The sequence below is a fragment of the Rhizobium sp. CAU 1783 genome (assembly GCF_054551725.1).
Map to the genome: position 1 here is coordinate 527,939 of NZ_JBTOLM010000001.1, position 15,685 is coordinate 543,623.

Sequence of the window (15,685 nt, forward strand, 5' to 3'; positions counted from 1 at the left end):
TAGCCACAGCGCCGCGTCGGCTTTCCTCTGCTCGCGGGCGGGGAGAGAGTCGGGGTGACGGGCAGATCGGCTAGCGCCGGCCTTCAATCGACATGAAGCACATTCGCCGCCTTGACCGCGGCGGAGGCGCGGTTTTCGACGCCGAGCTTCACGTAGATCTGTTCCAAGTGCTTGTTCACCGTGCGCGCCGACAGGCCGAGAATGTCGGCGATGTCGCGATTGGCCTTGCCCTTGGCGATCCACATCAACACTTCGGCTTCCCGCTGGGTGAGGCCGAAATGGCCGCGCAAAGCCTCGTCCGCGCTGCGGCGGTCGGCCACCGTCAGGCGGAACAGGAACTCGTCCGGCCCAATGGTGCCGAGAAAGGCGAGATGCAGTTCCGCACCGCCGGCAGGGGTGTAGGAAAGCCCCGCGTCGGAGACCGCGGGGATCGTGTCGCGCCGGGCAAGCCACGCGCCGACCGCTCCGGCGACAAGGTCGAGCCCCTCGGCGGTGCCGGTGGCGCTGTCCGCCAGGCGGGCAGCCTGGGGGGTCGACCAGTGGATCGCCCCGTCGCCCCGGACGGCCAACAGATGGCGACCTGCCGCATCCAGTGCAACGCGGGCGCTCTGGGCGGAACGCGCATTCGACAGATGCACGCGGATGCGGGCGCGCAGTTCGTCGATGTTGATCGGCTTGGTGAGGTAGTCGACGCCGCCCGAATCGAGCGCATGGACGACGTGCTCGGTCTCGGTCAGCCCGGTCATGAAGATGACTGGGACCTGGGCGACAGCGGGGTTCGCCTTCAGCCGGCGGCAGGTCTCGAAACCGTCCATGCCCGGCATCACCGCGTCGAGCAGGATGAGGTCGGGGCTGACGCGGTCGACGATCGACAGGGCAACCTGGCCGGAGGTGGCGATCAGCACCGAGAGGCCTGACTGTTCGAGCGCATCGGTCAGGAAGCCGAGCGTCTCGGGACTATCATCGACGAGCAGCATGATGTCGCGCGGGCGGTTGGCGTCAGCCACGGCTCTCTTCCCCCAAGGTGTCGAACTCTCTCAAGAAGGCTGCAAAGCCGGTCATGTCGAAGGCCTGGACAAAGCCGCGCGAGGTTTCGACGAAGGCGCTGTTCTCCCCCTGTCTCGCAAGATCGGCAAGCTTCGCTTCGATGCCGCGCACATAGCCGATTTCGCTCAGTCGCGATAGCTCGGCGACATGCGTGGCACCTGGCGAGGCAGGCGGTTCCCGGCGCGACGGCGGGGGTGGGGCTGCGGCTGCCTGCTCGTCGGCATAGACCCAGTCGAGGCCGAGATACATCGCGAGCTTGTCGCGCAGGCGCTTGACGTTGACCGGCTTGGCGATTGCGTCGTCGTGACCTTCCCCGCCGGGGCCGGGTGCGTCGCCGATATTGGCCGAGAGCATGATGATCGGGGCGGTCTGGCCGGCGTCGCGCAGCTTCTCCACCAGCTGCCAGCCGTTCATGCCTGGCATGGATATGTCGACAAGAAAGAGATCAGGCCGCACACCCTCGATGAGCGTCAGGCATTCCGGCCCGCCGGCGGCGGTCAGCACGACGAAATCGAGTGGCGCCAGCACCTCGCGCATCAGGTCGCGGTGATCCTCGTTGTCGTCGACGACGACGATCGTCCGGCGAGGCCCGGTGTAGGAGACAATCCGGCGTTCGGCCGCCGGCGCCGTGCTCGGCCGATCGATTGCCGAGAGCATCAGCCGTACCTTGAAGGTCGAGCCCTGGTCGCGTTCGCTCACCACGGAGATTTCGCCGCCGAGCGTGTTGGTCAGGAGCTTGGTGATGGTCAGCCCGAGGCCGAGGCCGGGGCGGGGGCGGATATTGTCGGCCTCGCCGCGCTGGAAGGGTTCGTAGATGCGTTTCAGGTCCTTCTCCGAAATCCCGGCGCCGGTATCGGACACGGTGAAGGTCGCCACCTGGCTGCGATAGCCGACATCGAAGCGGATCGTGCCTTCCTCGGTGAACTTGATGGCATTGGACAGCAGGTTGACGAGGATCTGTCGCAGACGCTTTTCGTCGGTGCGGACATATTGGGGCAGGCTGCGCGACCGGTCATGCTCGAAGGCGAGTCCCTTGGCAGCCGCCTGGGGGGCGAACATGTCGATGAGCTGGTCGAGGAAGTCCTGGATGTTCAGCTCGTTGGAAAAGACCTGGAGACGGCCTGCCTCGATCTTCGAGATGTCGAGCAGCCCGTCGATCAGGCCGGACAGATGGTCGGCCGAACGACGGATGACCTTGATGGCCGACTGACGCTGGGGCGGGATCGTCTCGTCGCGCTCGAGGATCTGCGCATAGCCGAGCACCGCGTTGAGTGGGGTGCGCAGTTCGTGGGAGAGGCCGACGACATAGCGGCTCTTTGCCCGGTTGGCGGCTTCGGCCGTTTCCTTGGCGGTCTGCAGGGCCGCGTCGGTCTTACGGTGGGCGGCGATCTCTTTGAGCAGCAGCGTGTTCTGGCGGGAGGATTCTTCCTCCGCCACCACGCGGCTGTCATGGGCAAGGACGTAGAACCAGCTTGCGACGCCGGAGATCACCGAAAAGACGAAGAAGACGATCAGCACCGTGCGGTTCACCACCTCCGCCGTTTCCGGCGAGGCGGTCGCGACCTGGTGGGCGATGAGCGCGAGGATCGCGCCGATCAGCGAGACGGCGACGACGGCGGTGATCGCGTAACGCCCGAGACGGGTGGAGAGCCAGGCGAGGGCCGATGGCGGCAGGATGCGCGCCGCGACGAAGGCGGTCTGGGCATCGAGCTTCGCCTGCGGCTTACACATGTCGTGGCAGCGGCTGTCGAGCGAGCAGCACAGCGAGCAGATCGGCGCGGCATAGGCCGGGCACCAGGCCATGTCTTCCGGCTCGAACGGATGTTCGCAGATCGAGCAGGTGATGGAGGTTAGGTTCTTCCAGCTGTGGCGCGGCTTGCGGGCGAGGTAGAACTTACCCTTCGTCGCCCAGGCGATCAGCGGCGAGATCAGGAAGGCGATGAGCGTGACATAGGTCGCAAGCGACGCCATCAGCGCGCCGAACAGGCCGAAATGGGCCGCAAGTGCGACGCCGGCAGAGAGAAGCAGCGTGCCGCAGCCCACCGGGTTGATGTCGTAGAGATGGGCACGCTTGAACTCGATGCCCGGTGGCGCAAGGCCAAGCGTCTTGTTGACGAAGAGGTCTGCCGAAATGGTGCAGAGCCATGCCATCGCGATGATCGAGAAGATACCGAGCGTCTCCTCGAGGAGCCGGTAGATTCCGAGCTCCATCAAGAGCAGGGCGATCGCCACGTTGAAGACCAGCCAGACGACGCGGCCCGGGTGGCTGTGGGTGAGGCGCGAAAAGAAGTTCGACCAGGCGAGCGACCCCGCATAGGCGTTCATCACGTTGATCTTCAGCTGCGAGACGACGACGAAGCAGGCCATCAGCAGCATGGCCGCGGTCTCGTTCGGGATCATGTAGCCGAAGGCGGCCAAATACATGTGGGCCGGATCGGCCGCCTCGCGGGCCGGGACGCCGGTCGAAAGCGTCAGCACGGCAAGGAAGGAGCCGGCCAGCAGTTTCGGGACCCCCAGCACCACCCAGCCGGAGCCTGCGAGGAAGACGGCGAGGCGATGGCGCAGCTTGCGCCCGCCTTCCGGCGGCAGGAAGCGCAGGAAGTCGACCTGCTCGCCGATCTGCGGCATCAAGGCAAGGATCACGGCCGAGGCCGCACCGAACTCCAGAAGGTCGAAGGGTGCCGTGCCGCCGGCCTGGGCATTGGAATGGCCGATCCCGGCAAAGGCCCGCCACAGGTCGATCTTTTCCCAGTCGAGCATCGCGATGAAGACGAAGGGCAGGATGTTGAGCACGATCCAGAAAGGCTGGGTCAGAAGCTGGAATTTCGAGATCAGCCTGACGCCGTAGGTGACCAGCGGGATCACCACTAGGGCGGAGATGATGTAGCCGATCCACAGCGGAATGCCGAAGGCGAGCTCCAGTGCGCCGGTCATGATCGAGGCCTCGATCGCGAACAGCATGAAGGTGAAACTCGCATAGATCAGCGAGGTGATGGTGGAGCCGATATAGCCGAAGCCGGCGCCGCGGGTGAGCAGGTCGATGTCGACACCGTGGCGGATGGCATAACGGCTGATCGGCAGGCCGACCAGTAGCATCAGGACGGCCGCGGCGACAATGGCGAAGAAGGCATTGGTCGTGCCGTAGGAGAGCGTGATCGTGCCGCCGATCGCCTCCAGCGCCAGAAAGGAGATGGCGCCGATCGCTGTCTGCGAGATGCGGCTCGAGGAGAACTGGCGGGCACCCTTGGCGGTGAACCGGAGCGCATAGTCTTCCAGCGTCTGGTTGGCGACCCAGCGATTGTATTCGCGCCGAACCGGGATGATGCGTTGCCGTGCGGCCATGCCTAATTTCTAGCGCCCTGGATATAATGATTGCAGAATAGGCATCTTCGCGGGAATGGCGGGAAATGCAAGGGGGCGCGTGGTTTTCGAAGACCGTGCCGCAAAGTCCCATTCGGGTCGTCTGGCCAATCGGCGAAAGCCGAATTTTCATTTCCGGCGAGCGGAAAATTGCGGAGAGGAACTTCCTAGCCACGTTTTTCCTTTTGCGTCCGGGCACCCAGACTGTAACGAGTGACCCTATTCTGTTGAAACGTGGGGACGGACCAACTGTCATGATGGAAATCTTTACCGCCGCCGGGCTTGTCGCCCTGTTTCAGGTGATCGCGATCGACCTGGTTCTGGCCGGCGACAACGCAATCGTCATCGGTATGGCGGCCGCCGGTCTGCCGGACGCCCAGCGCCGCAAGGCCATCCTGGTCGGCATCCTGGCCGCGACCGTTCTGCGCATCGGCTTTGCCACGATCACAGCCTACCTGCTGAACATGGTGGGGCTGCAGCTACTCGGCGGCCTGCTGCTCGCCTGGGTGTGCTGGAAGATGTGGAGCGAATTGCGCGTCGTCGCCCACGAACCGCACAAGCAGGGTGAGACCGACGACACCGAATTCACCGTGAAGGAAAAGACCTTCCTGCAGGCCGCGATCCAGATCGTGGTGGCGGACGTGTCGATGTCGCTCGACAACGTGCTGGCCGTTGCCGGTGCGGCCAAGGAGCACACGAGCATCCTCGCCGTCGGCCTCGTCCTGTCGATCGCGCTGATGGGCCTTGCCGCGAACCTCGTCGCCCGGCTGCTCCATCGTCACCGCTGGATCGCCTATGTCGGCCTCGGTGTCATCGCCTATGTGACGGTCATGATGATCTATCACGGCTTCGTCGAGGTCTGGCCGCACCTTCTCGGCATCGCTGGCTGAACCTGCCGATTGAGCCGGCAGCGCACAACCTCCGACACCTGAACATCCTGAAACGCCGGGCTTCCTGCCGAAGTCCGGCGTTTTTTCGTGGAGAGGACCAGCTTTCGGCCACCGGTGGTCTGGGCCTCCAAGTGGCTCGCCTGCGTGCCTTTCGCCCTTTTGACCCCTGGGACTACGTTAAACGACGTATACGGTTTTGCGCCGCACCATCGGATAGTCCCTCTCAGCAACGGTTAGAGTTTTCTTTACCCACCGGTTGCGGGAACAAGAAGAGGGGTTCAACCAGATGACAATGAAGGCAAAACTCACCGGCGCGCTGCTCGGCGCCATGCTGTCCACGACGGCATTCAGCGGCGCGTTCGCCGCCGACGACACGATCAAGATCGGCGTGCTGCATTCGCTGTCCGGCACCATGGCGATCTCGGAAACGACGCTCAAGGACGCCATGCTGATGCTGGTCGAAGAGCAGAACAAGAAGGGCGGCGTTCTCGGCAAGAAGCTCGAGGCGGTCGTCGTCGACCCGGCCTCCGACTGGCCGCTGTTTGCCGAAAAGGCCCGCCAGCTGATTTCGCAGGACAAGGTCGCCGCCGTGTTTGGCTGCTGGACCTCTTCGTCGCGCAAGTCGGTCCTGCCGGTGTTCGAAGAGCTCAATTCGATCCTCTTCTACCCGGTCCAGTACGAGGGTGAGGAATCCTCGCGCAACATCTTCTACACGGGTGCGGCGCCGAACCAGCAGGCGATCCCGGCCGTCGACTATCTCGCCGCCGAGGAAGGCGTCGAGCGCTGGGTGCTTGCCGGCACCGACTACGTCTATCCGCAGACGACCAACAAGATCCTCAAGGCCTATCTGATGTCGAAGGGCGTCGCCGAAGAGGACATCATGATCAACTACACGCCGTTCGGCCATTCCGACTGGCAGACGATCGTCTCCGACATCAAGAAGTTCGGCTCGGCCGGCAAGAAGACCGCCGTCGTATCGACCATCAACGGTGACGCCAACGTTCCCTTCTACAAGGAACTCGGCAACCAGGGCATCAAGGCGGAAGACATTCCGGTCGTCGCCTTCTCGGTCGGCGAGGAAGAGCTTGCCGGTCTCGATACCGCGCCGCTGGTCGGTCATCTCGCCGCCTGGAACTACTTCCAGTCCGTCGATGCCGACGTCAACGCCGAGTTCATCAAGACCTGGCACGGCTTCACCAAGAACGACAAGCGCGTGACCAACGACCCGATGGAAGCCGCCTATATCGGCTTCAATGCCTGGGTGAAGGCCGTCGAGGCCGCCGGCACCACCGATACGGACGCCGTGCTCGATAGCATCATCGGCGTCGCCGTTCCGAACCTGTCAGGTGGCACCTCGACCGTCATGCCGAACCACCACATCACCAAGCCGGTGCTGATCGGTGAAATCCAGGCCGACGGCCAGTTCGAGATCGTCCAGGAAACGCCGGCCGTCGTCGGCGACGAATGGTCAGACTACCTGCCCGACTCGAAGGACCTGATCTCCGATTGGCGCAAGCCGATGGAATGCGGCAACTTCAACGTCGCCACCGGCAAGTGCGGCGGCAAGGGTAGCTGACGCCGCTGAGGTATTGGGGCAATTGCCCCTCACCCTAACCCTCTCCCCGTAAACGGGGAGAGGGGATGTGTCTGACGCTTCACTCGACGATCAGGGGAGGCGAAGAGGGTGCCGCACCTGCCTTCTCCCCGCCTGCGGGGAGAAGGTGCCGGCAGGCGGATGAGGGGCTTACAACTCCCGCCGCCCCGCCATCCGGGGGACAAGAGAATGCTCATTCGTCTGATTTCATCACTCATCCTGCTCCTCGCCTTCGCCGCGCCCTCCCTGGCGCAGAGCGATCCGAAGGACCTCATCAACGCGCTGGGCAAGGCGAATTTCAAGGAAGCCGAGGAACTGCTGACGCAAATCGCCGCGACAGGCGATGCCCGTGTCGTTCCCGTGCTCGAGGCCTTTGCCGAAGGCGGGCTCTATGTCCGCAAGTCCGACGGCGTGGTCGTCATCACAAAGGCCTCCGGTTCCAACCTTGCGGCGATCGATCCGCTTTCCGGCGAGAGCCTCGGCGAAGCGCCGAAGGCGGCCTTCACCAAGATCAAGGTCAACAACAATCTCCGTCGTGCGATCCGCTCGGCGCTTGGTGGGCTGACGCTGCTCAGTCCCGACAAGTCGGTGCGCCTCCAGGCGGCACAACAGGTTCTGCAGTCGCCGAGCGCGGAAAATCTCGCCCTCATCGAGGCGGCATTGGCGAAGGAAGCCGATAGCGAGGTCAAGGCCCGCATGGAGGAGGCGCGCGCCGTATCGCTGCTGGCCTCCGACCGTGCCGTCGAGGAAAAGCGCGCCGCGATCGACAGGGTCGCCTCGCTTGGCGGGCGCGAGGCGATCGGCATCCTGATGACCGTGTCCTCGAAGATCGGCGAGAGCCTGAAACCCGATCTCGACAAGGCAATCGCCGGTATCGAAGGCGATCTGGCGCTGTGGGATGCGGGCCAGAACATCTGGTATGGCATTTCGCTCGGCTCGGTGCTGCTGCTGGCCGCCATCGGCCTTGCCATCACCTTCGGCGTCATGGGTATCATCAACATGGCCCACGGCGAGATGGTGATGATCGGCGCCTATTCCACCTTCATGGTCCAGCAGGTGATCCGCACCTCCTATCCGGGCCTGTTCGACTGGTCGCTCGCTATCGCCCTGCCGGTCGCCTTCCTCGTCACTGGGGTGATCGGCCTTGTCATCGAGCGCGGCGTCATCCGCTTTCTCTACGGCCGGCCGCTCGAGACGCTGCTTGCCACCTGGGGCATTTCGCTGATCCTGCAGCAGTCGATCCGTACCATCTTCGGGCCGACGAACCAGGAGGTCGGCAATCCGTCCTGGATGTCCGGCTCGTTCGCGCTGGGTGGGCTGACGATTACCTGGAACCGGCTGTGGATCGTGCTGTTTTCGCTGTCGATCTTCTTCGCCCTGCTTGCGCTGATGAAGCGCTCGGCGTTCGGCCTCGAAATGCGGGCCGTCACGCAGAACCGCCGCATGGCGTCGTCGATGGGCATTCGCACCCCGTGGGTCGATGCGTTCACCTTCGCGCTCGGTTCCGGCATCGCCGGTATCGCCGGTGTGGCCCTTTCCCAGATTGACAACGTTTCGCCGAACCTCGGCCAAGCCTACATCATCGACAGCTTCATGGTCGTGGTGTTCGGCGGGGTGGGCAATCTCTGGGGCACGCTGGTCGGGGCACTGTCGCTCGGCGTGCTCAACAAGTTCCTCGAACCCTCGGTCGGCGCTGTGCTCGGCAAGATCCTCGTGCTCGTGCTGATCATCCTCTTCATCCAGAAACGTCCGCGCGGGCTCTTCGCGCTCAAGGGAAGGGCGGTGGAAGCATGATCTCGGGCTTCATCTTCAGGGCACTCGAAGGGCGGATCGTCATTGCCGTCGGCGTGCTTCTCGGAGTGGCGATCCTCGTTCCGGCGCTCAACCTGCTCACCCCGCCGGGCAGCTTTCTTCATATCCCGACCTATGCCGTCTCGCTGATGGGCAAGTATCTCTGCTATGCGCTGCTGGCGCTGGCGCTCGACCTGGTCTGGGGTTATTGCGGGATCCTCTCGCTCGGCCACGGCGCCTTCTTCGCGCTCGGCGGCTATGCCATGGGCATGTATCTGATGCGGCAGATCGGAAGCCGCGGCGTCTACGGCAATCCAATCCTGCCCGACTTCATGGTGTTCCTCAACTGGAAGGAACTGCCATGGTTCTGGCATGGCATGGACATGTTCTGGTTCGCCATGATCATGGTGCTGGTCGTGCCCGGCCTGCTCGCCTTCGTCTTTGGCTGGTTCGCCTTCCGCTCCAGAGTGAACGGCGTTTATCTGTCGATCATCACCCAGGCGATGACCTATGCGTTGCTGCTTGCCTTCTTCCGCAACGATATGGGCTTCGGCGGCAATAACGGCTTGACCGACTTCAAGGAGATCATCGGCTTCAACGTCCAGGCGGACGGAACGCGCGCCGTGCTGTTTGCCCTGTCGGCGATCATGCTGTCGCTCTGCCTGATCCTTGCCTCCGCGATTGTCCGCTCCAAGTTCGGCAAGGTGCTGGTCGGGGTGCGCGATGCCGAAAGCCGTGTGCGCTTCCTCGGCTACCGGGTGGAAAACATCAAGCTCTTCACCTTCGTCGTCTCGGCCATGATGGCTGGCATCGCCGGTGCGCTGTTCGTGCCACAGGTCGGCATCATCAATCCCGGCGAGTTCGCGCCGGCCAATTCAATCGAGGTCGTGGTCTGGACCGCGGTCGGCGGACGCGGCACGCTGATCGGTCCGATCATCGGCGCACTTCTGGTCAATGCCGGCAAGAGCTACTTCACCGGCGCATTCCCGGAACTCTGGCTTTTCGCGCTGGGAGGCCTCTTCATCGGCGTGACGCTGTTCCTGCCCAAGGGCGTGGTCGGCACGATCCAGCAGCGGCTGGCGGTGCGCCGGGAGCGTAAGGCGGCGGACGATGCCGCCAACAATGACAAGACATCCGACGCGGCGCTGCCGGTCGGCCAGGCGGCGGAGTGATGGTCATGAACGACAAGAAACCTTCAAGCATCCTCTATCTCGACGGCGTGTCCGTCTCCTTCGACGGCTTCAAGGCGTTGAACTCGCTGTCCTTCGTCGTCGAGCCGGGCGAGCTTCGCGCCATCATCGGCCCGAACGGTGCCGGAAAGACGACGATGATGGACATTATCACCGGCAAGACCCGGCCGGACGAAGGCGAGGTGTTCTTCAACGGCGACGTCGATCTGACCAAGAAGGACGAGGCCGAGATCGCCCAGCTCGGCATCGGCCGCAAGTTCCAGAAGCCGACCGTGTTCGAGAGCCATACCGTGTGGGACAATCTCGAACTGGCGCTCAACCGCGATCGCGGCGTGTTCGGCACGTTGTTCTACCGCCTGACGGCGGAGGACAAGCAGCGCATCGAGGAGATCCTCGAAACGGTGCGGCTGACCGCTCGCGCCCAGGACCTCGCCGCCAATCTCAGCCATGGCCAGAAGCAATGGCTGGAGATCGGCATGCTGCTCGCGCAGGAACCCAAGCTGCTTCTGGTCGACGAGCCGGTGGCCGGCATGACCGATGCAGAGACGGCGGAGACGGCGATCCTCTTGAAGGAGATCGCCAAGACCCGCTCGGTGGTCGTCGTCGAACACGACATGGGCTTCATCCGCGATCTCGGGGTCAAGGTCACATGTCTTGCGGAAGGCTCGGTGCTGGCCGAGGGCTCGATCGATTTCGTCTCCGCCGATCCGAAGGTGATCGAGAACTATCTGGGACGATAAAATTGATCACGGTCAATGTTGCCATCCGCCCCGCTGGTAGTCTGGTCTCGCTCTTTGCGGCGCGGCAGCGCGTCGTGGATGTGGTAGCGGAGATCGGGACGATGTTGACGCGCAGGACGCTTTTCGCCTTGGCTGCGGGCAGCACGGTGGGCGCGCTTGCAGCCGGTTGGCTGCACCGCGGTTATTCACGGGCTCTCGACGCTGCGCGGATGCGCATCGCCGGCTATCGCGCCACGACGATCACTAGCCGCTTCGGCGCGCTTCAATATGCCGAGGCCGGCACCGGTGTACCGGTCCTGATGATCCATGGCAGCGGCGGGGGATTCGATCAGGGTTTGCTGTTTGCCGCGCCTCTGGTCGAACTTGGCATGCGGGTGATTGCCCCGTCGCGGTTCGGCTATCTCGGCTCGGCCTTTCCGGCCGACGCCTCGTCGGAAAACCAGGCGGACGCGTTTGTCGATCTGCTCGATGCGCTCGACGTCGACAGGATCGCCGTCATCGGCGGCTCGGCCGGGGCGCTCTCGGCCATAGCTTTCGCCCTCCGCCACCCGGATCGCTGTTCGGCGTTGATCCCGGTCGTTCCGGCCACCTATGTCTCGGGCCGCCGATCGGCGCGCCCGTGGTCGCCGGGCCAGCAACACGTGGTCGAGGCGGCACTCGGGTCGGACTTTCTTTTCTGGGCGGCGATTTCGGCGATGCCCGACATGATGATCGGCTCGGTCCTGGCTACGGATCCGGCGCTGCTGGCCGCAGCCAGCGCAGATGAGCGTAACCGCGTGCAGGCGGTTCTCGATTCCATTCTGCCGGTCAGCGAGCGGACGCACGGGCTTCTCAACGACATGCGGCTCGCGGGCGATCCCCAGCCGATGCGGCTCGAGCGGATAACCGCCCCGACGCTTGCCATTTCGGTCGAAGACGACCGCTATCTGACCGCCGACGCGGCGCGCCACATCGCCGCCAGCGTACCCAGTGCTAGACTGCTTCTCTACCCGACCGGCGGCCATGTCTGGATCGGACACAATGCGGAAATGTTCTCCGCAATCAGGGACTTCCTCAAGGAGACAGCATCATGAGCGCTCTCGTCGTCGACAACGTCAACCTCCACTATGGCGCCGCCCAGGCCCTTCGGGGTGTGTCCATCAAGGCGGAGATGGGCAAGATCACCTGTGTGCTGGGGCGAAACGGGGTCGGCAAATCGTCGCTGTTACGGGCCGTGACCGGGCAGCACGGCATTTCCTCCGGTACGATCGCCTTTTCGGGCACGACGCTGGACGGGATGGCGCCGTTCAACCGGGCCAAGCTCGGCCTCGGCTACGTGCCCCAGGGCCGCGAGATCTTTCCGTTGCTCACCGTCCGGGAAAACCTCGAGACTGGCTATGCGCCGCTGCCGCGCAAGGACCGCTTCATTCCCGACGAGATCTTCAGCCTGTTCCCGGTCCTCGAAAGCATGCTCGGGCGACGCGGCGGCGACCTTTCTGGTGGCCAGCAGCAACAGCTGGCGATCGGCCGGGCGATGGTGACGCGGCCGAAGATCCTCGTGCTCGACGAACCAACAGAGGGCATCCAGCCGTCGATCATCAAGGATATCGGCCGGGCGATCCGTTACCTGCGGGATTCCACTGGCATGGCGATACTGCTGGTCGAGCAGTATCTCGATTTCTGCCGGGAGCTGGCCGACCATGTGTACATCATGGATCGCGGCGAGATCGTTCACGAGGGCAAGGCGCAAACGCTCGACACCGCGGAGGCGCGCCGCCATCTGACGGTCTGAACTTGTCTCGCATGGTTGATGATTTATTAGTGATCTATGCTCGAAGCTTAAGGGGAGCGTGGTATAGACGCGCATCTGCGAACAGAAGGCACAGCCATGACATCCAGCACGGTTCGGAACCGGTTGCGGGCACGCGACCTCGTTGGTCTTCTCGCGACGGGCTATCTTTTCTTCGGGGCCGCGACCGGTGATGCAGCCGCAGCCACGGGCTGCGGTATGCGGATGGAGCCCGGCCGGCACGACATGGTGATCCGCTCCGAGGGAGAGGAGCGCAAGGCGGTCTATTACATCCCGTCGGGCTATACCGGCGACCGCAAGGTTCCGCTGGTCTTCGATTTCCACGGTTCCAACAGTCACCCGCGCGGCCAGCTCAACCGCAGCCATTGGGACCTGGTCGCGGAGCGCGAAGGCTTCATCGTGATGGCGCTCGAAGGAAGCCTCGACGGTGCGCTTCCCGGAACCCATGCGTGGAACGTGCCGGGCGTCAATCCTTTGCCCGGGGTCAGCCGCGAGGGACGTCTCGACGAAGGCAGGTTCATCCGGGACGCGGTGGCTGCGGCGAAGGAGACGTTCTGCGTCGACCCGGCACGCATCTATGCTTCGGGCTATTCGGGCGGCGGACGGATGCTGTCGCAATATGTCTGCGACGGGCATGGCGACTTTGCCGCCGCTGGTTTCGTCATGGGCCTGCGCGCCGGCTATCCGGAGCAGGAGGACGGTGTGTGGCGCCCGCGCAAGGAAAGCTGCAATCCGGCGCGCCCGATCTCGATCATCGCCTTTTCCGGTCTCAAGGATCACGTCAACCCGTTTGCCGGTGGTGGAAAGCCCTACTGGCAGTATGGCGGCGAGGTCGCGGTCAAGCGTTGGGCGGAGCTCAACGGCTGCGAGGAGCGGGCGCTCACCGACAAGGGCGACACCGTGACCGTCACGACCTATCCCGGCTGCCGGGGCGGGACGAGCGTGATGTCCCATGTGATGGCCGATGCCGATCACGACTGGCCGTCTCAGGCAATCCGCTTCCGCCTTGCCGCCTCCAGTGGGGACGAGACAATCCAGGAGGTTGATGCGACGGGAAGAATGTGGGAGTTTTTCCGCACTGCGGGAGGCGAGCTGATGGCCGGAACGGCGACCACGGCTGCCTGTGCCGACGACAAGACAACCGCCCCGACGAAAAAAGGCGGGCAGGGGAAAAAGTGCAGCCAGCAAGCGAAATCAGACCTCAGCGCGCCCGGGGCGTCGGAAGGCTTGTGACGAAGCCGTTCGGCGGCCGGACCCGGATCGCCGAGCTCTACCAGGAAGGCGCGGCGAAGATCCGTCTTCCGGAGACCTTCACTGCCGAAATGGAGGCGGTGATCATCAACACCGCCGGCGGCCTCACCGGGGGCGACCGGATGGACTGGTCGTTTTCCGCAGGACCCGACACCTTCGTCACGGCGACGACGCAGGCCTGCGAGAAGATCTACAAGGCTTCGGCAGGTACGGCCGAGGTGGTGACGTCGATCGATGTGGCGGCGGGCGCCCGGCTTCACTGGTTGCCGCAGGAGAGCATCCTTTTCGACAACGCCTCGCTGACGCGCCGGCTTGAGGTCGATCTCGACGAGACCGCCGAGTTCGTCGCCGTGGAGGCGATCCTGCTCGGCCGAAAGGCGATGGGCGAGGCGATGGCGCAGGGCATGGTCCGCGACCGCTGGCGCATCCGCCGGGCGGGTCGGCTGATCCATGCGGAAGAGTTGATGATGCGGGGCGACATCGCCACGCTGACGCGTGAGGCTCCGGTGCTCGGCGGCAAGGTGGCCTTCGCCACGGTCCTGTATGCGGGACCAAGCTGCGAGGCCCTGCTGCCGAAGGTGCGCGAAGTGCTCGGCCCGGCCGGCGGCGCAAGTCACTGGAAAGACAAGCTTGTGGTGCGGCTATCGGCCGAAGATGGGTTTACCTTGAGAAAATCCCTGATCCCGGTGATTTCCATCTTGCGTGGCGGTGCGTCAGTGCCGAAAGTCTGGAATCTCTGACACAGGTCAAGAAAAGTGGAGCGGGCATGAATCTGACGCCGAGGGAAAAGGACAAACTGCTGATCGCGATGGCGGCCATGGTCGCGCGCCGGCGGCTGGAGCGGGGCGTCAAGCTCAACTATCCGGAAGCGATCGCCCTGATCACGGATTTCGTCGTCGAGGGCGCCCGGGACGGCCGCCCGGTCGCCGAGCTCATGGAGGCGGGTGCCCATGTGATTACCCGTGGCCAGGTCATGGAGGGTATCGCCGAGATGATCCATGACGTGCAGGTCGAGGCGACCTTCCCGGACGGCACCAAGCTGGTGACCGTTCACGAACCGATCCGCTGAGGGTGCTTTCATGGCGCTGGAGCTTCGACCGAATTGCGAGTGCTGCGACCGCGACCTGCCGCCCGGGAGCCGGGATGCGCTGATCTGCAGTTTCGAATGCACGTTTTGCAGCGACTGCGCGAGCGCCGTGCTAGGCGGCCTTTGCCCCAATTGTGGCGGCGAACTGGTGCGCCGACCGATCCGGCCGGCTGCGAAACTCGTCAACAATCCTGCGTCTGACAAACGCGTCCTCAAGGCCGAGGGCTGCAAGTCGGTCAAGGCCGCCTGAACAACGGAGAGGGACTGCCCATGATCCCGGGTGAAATCATTGCCGCGAGCGGCGACATCGAACTCAATGCCGGCCAGCCGACGGTGACGATCGAAGTCTCCAACACCGGAGACCGACCGGTGCAGGTCGGCAGCCACTACCATTTCTTCGAGGCCAATGCCGGGTTGTCCTTTGACCGGGAAAAGGTTCGCGGCATGCGTCTCGACATTCCGGCAGGTACCGCCGTGCGCTTCGAGCCGGGCCAGACGCGCCAGGTGACGCTGATCCCGCTTTCGGGCAAGCGCGCCGTCTACGGCTTCCGCCAGCAGGTTATGGGGGCGCTCTGATGGCCGTCCAGCATTATCACGGCAGCTGCCAGTGCGGCGCAGTCGACTTCGACGTCGATCTCGACCTGTCGCATACGGCGACCTGCAACTGCTCGCGCTGCCGCCGGCTCGGCTCTGTGCTGGCCTTCACGGCCCGGGAAGCCTTCACGCTGAATTCCGGCAGCGACAACATCACCGAGTATCAGTTCAACAAGCACCTGATCGATCACCAGTTCTGCAAGACCTGCGGTATACAGAGCTTTTCCTACGGCGCGACGCCGGACGGGCGCCAGATGGTGGCCGTCAATGTCAACTGCCTTGACGGGGTGGACGCGCGCGCGCTGCCGTCCGAGGCGTTTGACGGCGCGGCCCTTTAACGAATCTCATACAG

At 64.0% G+C, this 15,685-nt stretch carries 15 protein-coding genes; 13 read left to right on the plus strand and 2 right to left on the minus strand.

The features are described 5' to 3' along the window. Positions 1–83 precede the first annotated feature (83 nt). Both ACX93L_RS02350 and ACX93L_RS02355 read right to left on the minus strand, forming a co-directional pair. Positions 84–977: a response regulator gene (locus tag ACX93L_RS02350; RefSeq protein ID WP_459404128.1), complete on the minus strand. Its 894-nt coding sequence runs from the start codon at positions 975–977 to the stop codon at positions 84–86. Positions 978–999: 22 nt separating this feature from the next. Then, positions 1,000–4,389: a hybrid sensor histidine kinase/response regulator gene (locus ACX93L_RS02355; RefSeq protein ID WP_459403344.1), complete on the minus strand. Its 3,390-nt coding sequence runs from the start codon at positions 4,387–4,389 to the stop codon at positions 1,000–1,002. A gap of 275 nt (positions 4,390–4,664) precedes the next feature. Between ACX93L_RS02355 and ACX93L_RS02360 the strand changes: the two genes are divergently transcribed. From ACX93L_RS02360 to ACX93L_RS02420, 13 genes are all read left to right on the plus strand, one after another. Then, complete coding sequence (locus ACX93L_RS02360) at positions 4,665–5,297, plus strand: TerC family protein (protein ID WP_459404129.1); 633 nt, start codon at positions 4,665–4,667, stop codon at positions 5,295–5,297. A 286-nt stretch (positions 5,298–5,583) separates the two neighbouring features. Beyond that, a complete protein-coding gene (gene urtA / locus ACX93L_RS02365; protein ID WP_459403345.1) occupies positions 5,584–6,873 on the plus strand; it encodes an urea ABC transporter substrate-binding protein in 1,290 nt (429 codons plus the stop codon). Positions 6,874–7,080: 207 nt separating this feature from the next. Continuing rightward, positions 7,081–8,685 carry an urea ABC transporter permease subunit UrtB gene (gene urtB / locus ACX93L_RS02370; RefSeq protein WP_459403346.1) on the plus strand — a complete coding sequence of 535 codons (1,605 nt, stop codon included), beginning with the start codon at positions 7,081–7,083 and terminating at the stop codon, positions 8,683–8,685. Next, positions 8,682–9,854: an urea ABC transporter permease subunit UrtC gene (urtC, locus tag ACX93L_RS02375; protein WP_459403347.1), complete on the plus strand. Its 1,173-nt coding sequence runs from the start codon at positions 8,682–8,684 to the stop codon at positions 9,852–9,854. Before urtB ends, urtC begins: the two co-directional genes overlap by 4 nt. 5 nt (positions 9,855–9,859) lie before the next feature. Then, positions 9,860–10,612, plus strand: coding sequence for an urea ABC transporter ATP-binding protein UrtD (urtD, locus tag ACX93L_RS02380; protein WP_459403348.1), 753 nt, complete (start codon positions 9,860–9,862; stop codon positions 10,610–10,612). Between the two features lie 2 nt (positions 10,613–10,614). After that, the gene (locus ACX93L_RS02385) at positions 10,615–11,685 is read left to right on the plus strand and encodes an alpha/beta fold hydrolase (RefSeq protein WP_459403349.1); all 1,071 of its coding nucleotides are present in this window, start codon (positions 10,615–10,617) and stop codon (positions 11,683–11,685) included. Beyond that, on the plus strand, positions 11,682–12,383 hold the full coding sequence (gene urtE, locus ACX93L_RS02390) for an urea ABC transporter ATP-binding subunit UrtE (RefSeq protein WP_459403350.1): 702 nt from the start codon (positions 11,682–11,684) through the stop codon (positions 12,381–12,383). The genes ACX93L_RS02385 and urtE overlap by 4 nt, the downstream gene beginning before the upstream one ends. A 96-nt stretch (positions 12,384–12,479) precedes the next feature. After that, positions 12,480–13,634, plus strand: a complete 1,155-nt coding sequence (locus tag ACX93L_RS02395; protein ID WP_459403351.1) for a CE1 family esterase — start codon at positions 12,480–12,482, stop codon at positions 13,632–13,634. Further along, positions 13,577–14,392 carry an urease accessory protein UreD gene (locus ACX93L_RS02400; RefSeq protein ID WP_459403352.1) on the plus strand — a complete coding sequence of 272 codons (816 nt, stop codon included), beginning with the start codon at positions 13,577–13,579 and terminating at the stop codon, positions 14,390–14,392. The genes ACX93L_RS02395 and ACX93L_RS02400 overlap by 58 nt, the downstream gene beginning before the upstream one ends. 26 nt (positions 14,393–14,418) lie before the next feature. Then, on the plus strand, positions 14,419–14,721 hold the full coding sequence (locus ACX93L_RS02405; protein ID WP_459403353.1) for an urease subunit gamma: 303 nt from the start codon (positions 14,419–14,421) through the stop codon (positions 14,719–14,721). Between the two features lie 10 nt (positions 14,722–14,731). Then, positions 14,732–14,989: a DUF1272 domain-containing protein gene (locus ACX93L_RS02410; protein WP_459403354.1), complete on the plus strand. Its 258-nt coding sequence runs from the start codon at positions 14,732–14,734 to the stop codon at positions 14,987–14,989. Between the two features lie 20 nt (positions 14,990–15,009). Further along, positions 15,010–15,315, plus strand: a complete 306-nt coding sequence (locus tag ACX93L_RS02415; protein WP_169586568.1) for an urease subunit beta — start codon at positions 15,010–15,012, stop codon at positions 15,313–15,315. Continuing rightward, the gene (locus ACX93L_RS02420) at positions 15,315–15,671 is read left to right on the plus strand and encodes a GFA family protein (RefSeq protein WP_459403355.1); all 357 of its coding nucleotides are present in this window, start codon (positions 15,315–15,317) and stop codon (positions 15,669–15,671) included. Before ACX93L_RS02415 ends, ACX93L_RS02420 begins: the two co-directional genes overlap by 1 nt. The last annotated feature ends 14 nt before the right edge of the window (positions 15,672–15,685 follow it).

Excerpts from the sequence above, each read along its gene's own strand:
- ACX93L_RS02395 (WP_459403351.1), top strand. The coding sequence starts at position 12,480 with ATGACATCCAGCACGGTTCGGAACCGGTTGCGGGCACGCGACCTCGTT.
- urtA (WP_459403345.1), top strand. The coding sequence starts at position 5,584 with ATGACAATGAAGGCAAAACTCACCGGCGCGCTGCTCGGCGCCATGCTG.
- urtC (WP_459403347.1), top strand. The coding sequence starts at position 8,682 with ATGATCTCGGGCTTCATCTTCAGGGCACTCGAAGGGCGGATCGTCATT.
- ACX93L_RS02360 (WP_459404129.1), top strand. The coding sequence starts at position 4,665 with ATGGAAATCTTTACCGCCGCCGGGCTTGTCGCCCTGTTTCAGGTGATC.
- ACX93L_RS02405 (WP_459403353.1), top strand. The coding sequence starts at position 14,419 with ATGAATCTGACGCCGAGGGAAAAGGACAAACTGCTGATCGCGATGGCG.
- ACX93L_RS02420 (WP_459403355.1), top strand. The coding sequence starts at position 15,315 with ATGGCCGTCCAGCATTATCACGGCAGCTGCCAGTGCGGCGCAGTCGAC.
- ACX93L_RS02350 (WP_459404128.1), bottom strand. The coding sequence starts at position 977 with ATGCTGCTCGTCGATGATAGTCCCGAGACGCTCGGCTTCCTGACCGAT.
- ACX93L_RS02415 (WP_169586568.1), top strand. The coding sequence starts at position 15,010 with ATGATCCCGGGTGAAATCATTGCCGCGAGCGGCGACATCGAACTCAAT.
- urtD (WP_459403348.1), top strand. The coding sequence starts at position 9,860 with ATGAACGACAAGAAACCTTCAAGCATCCTCTATCTCGACGGCGTGTCC.
- urtE (WP_459403350.1), top strand. The coding sequence starts at position 11,682 with ATGAGCGCTCTCGTCGTCGACAACGTCAACCTCCACTATGGCGCCGCC.
- ACX93L_RS02410 (WP_459403354.1), top strand. The coding sequence starts at position 14,732 with ATGGCGCTGGAGCTTCGACCGAATTGCGAGTGCTGCGACCGCGACCTG.
- urtB (WP_459403346.1), top strand. The coding sequence starts at position 7,081 with ATGCTCATTCGTCTGATTTCATCACTCATCCTGCTCCTCGCCTTCGCC.
- ACX93L_RS02355 (WP_459403344.1), bottom strand. The coding sequence starts at position 4,389 with ATGGCCGCACGGCAACGCATCATCCCGGTTCGGCGCGAATACAATCGC.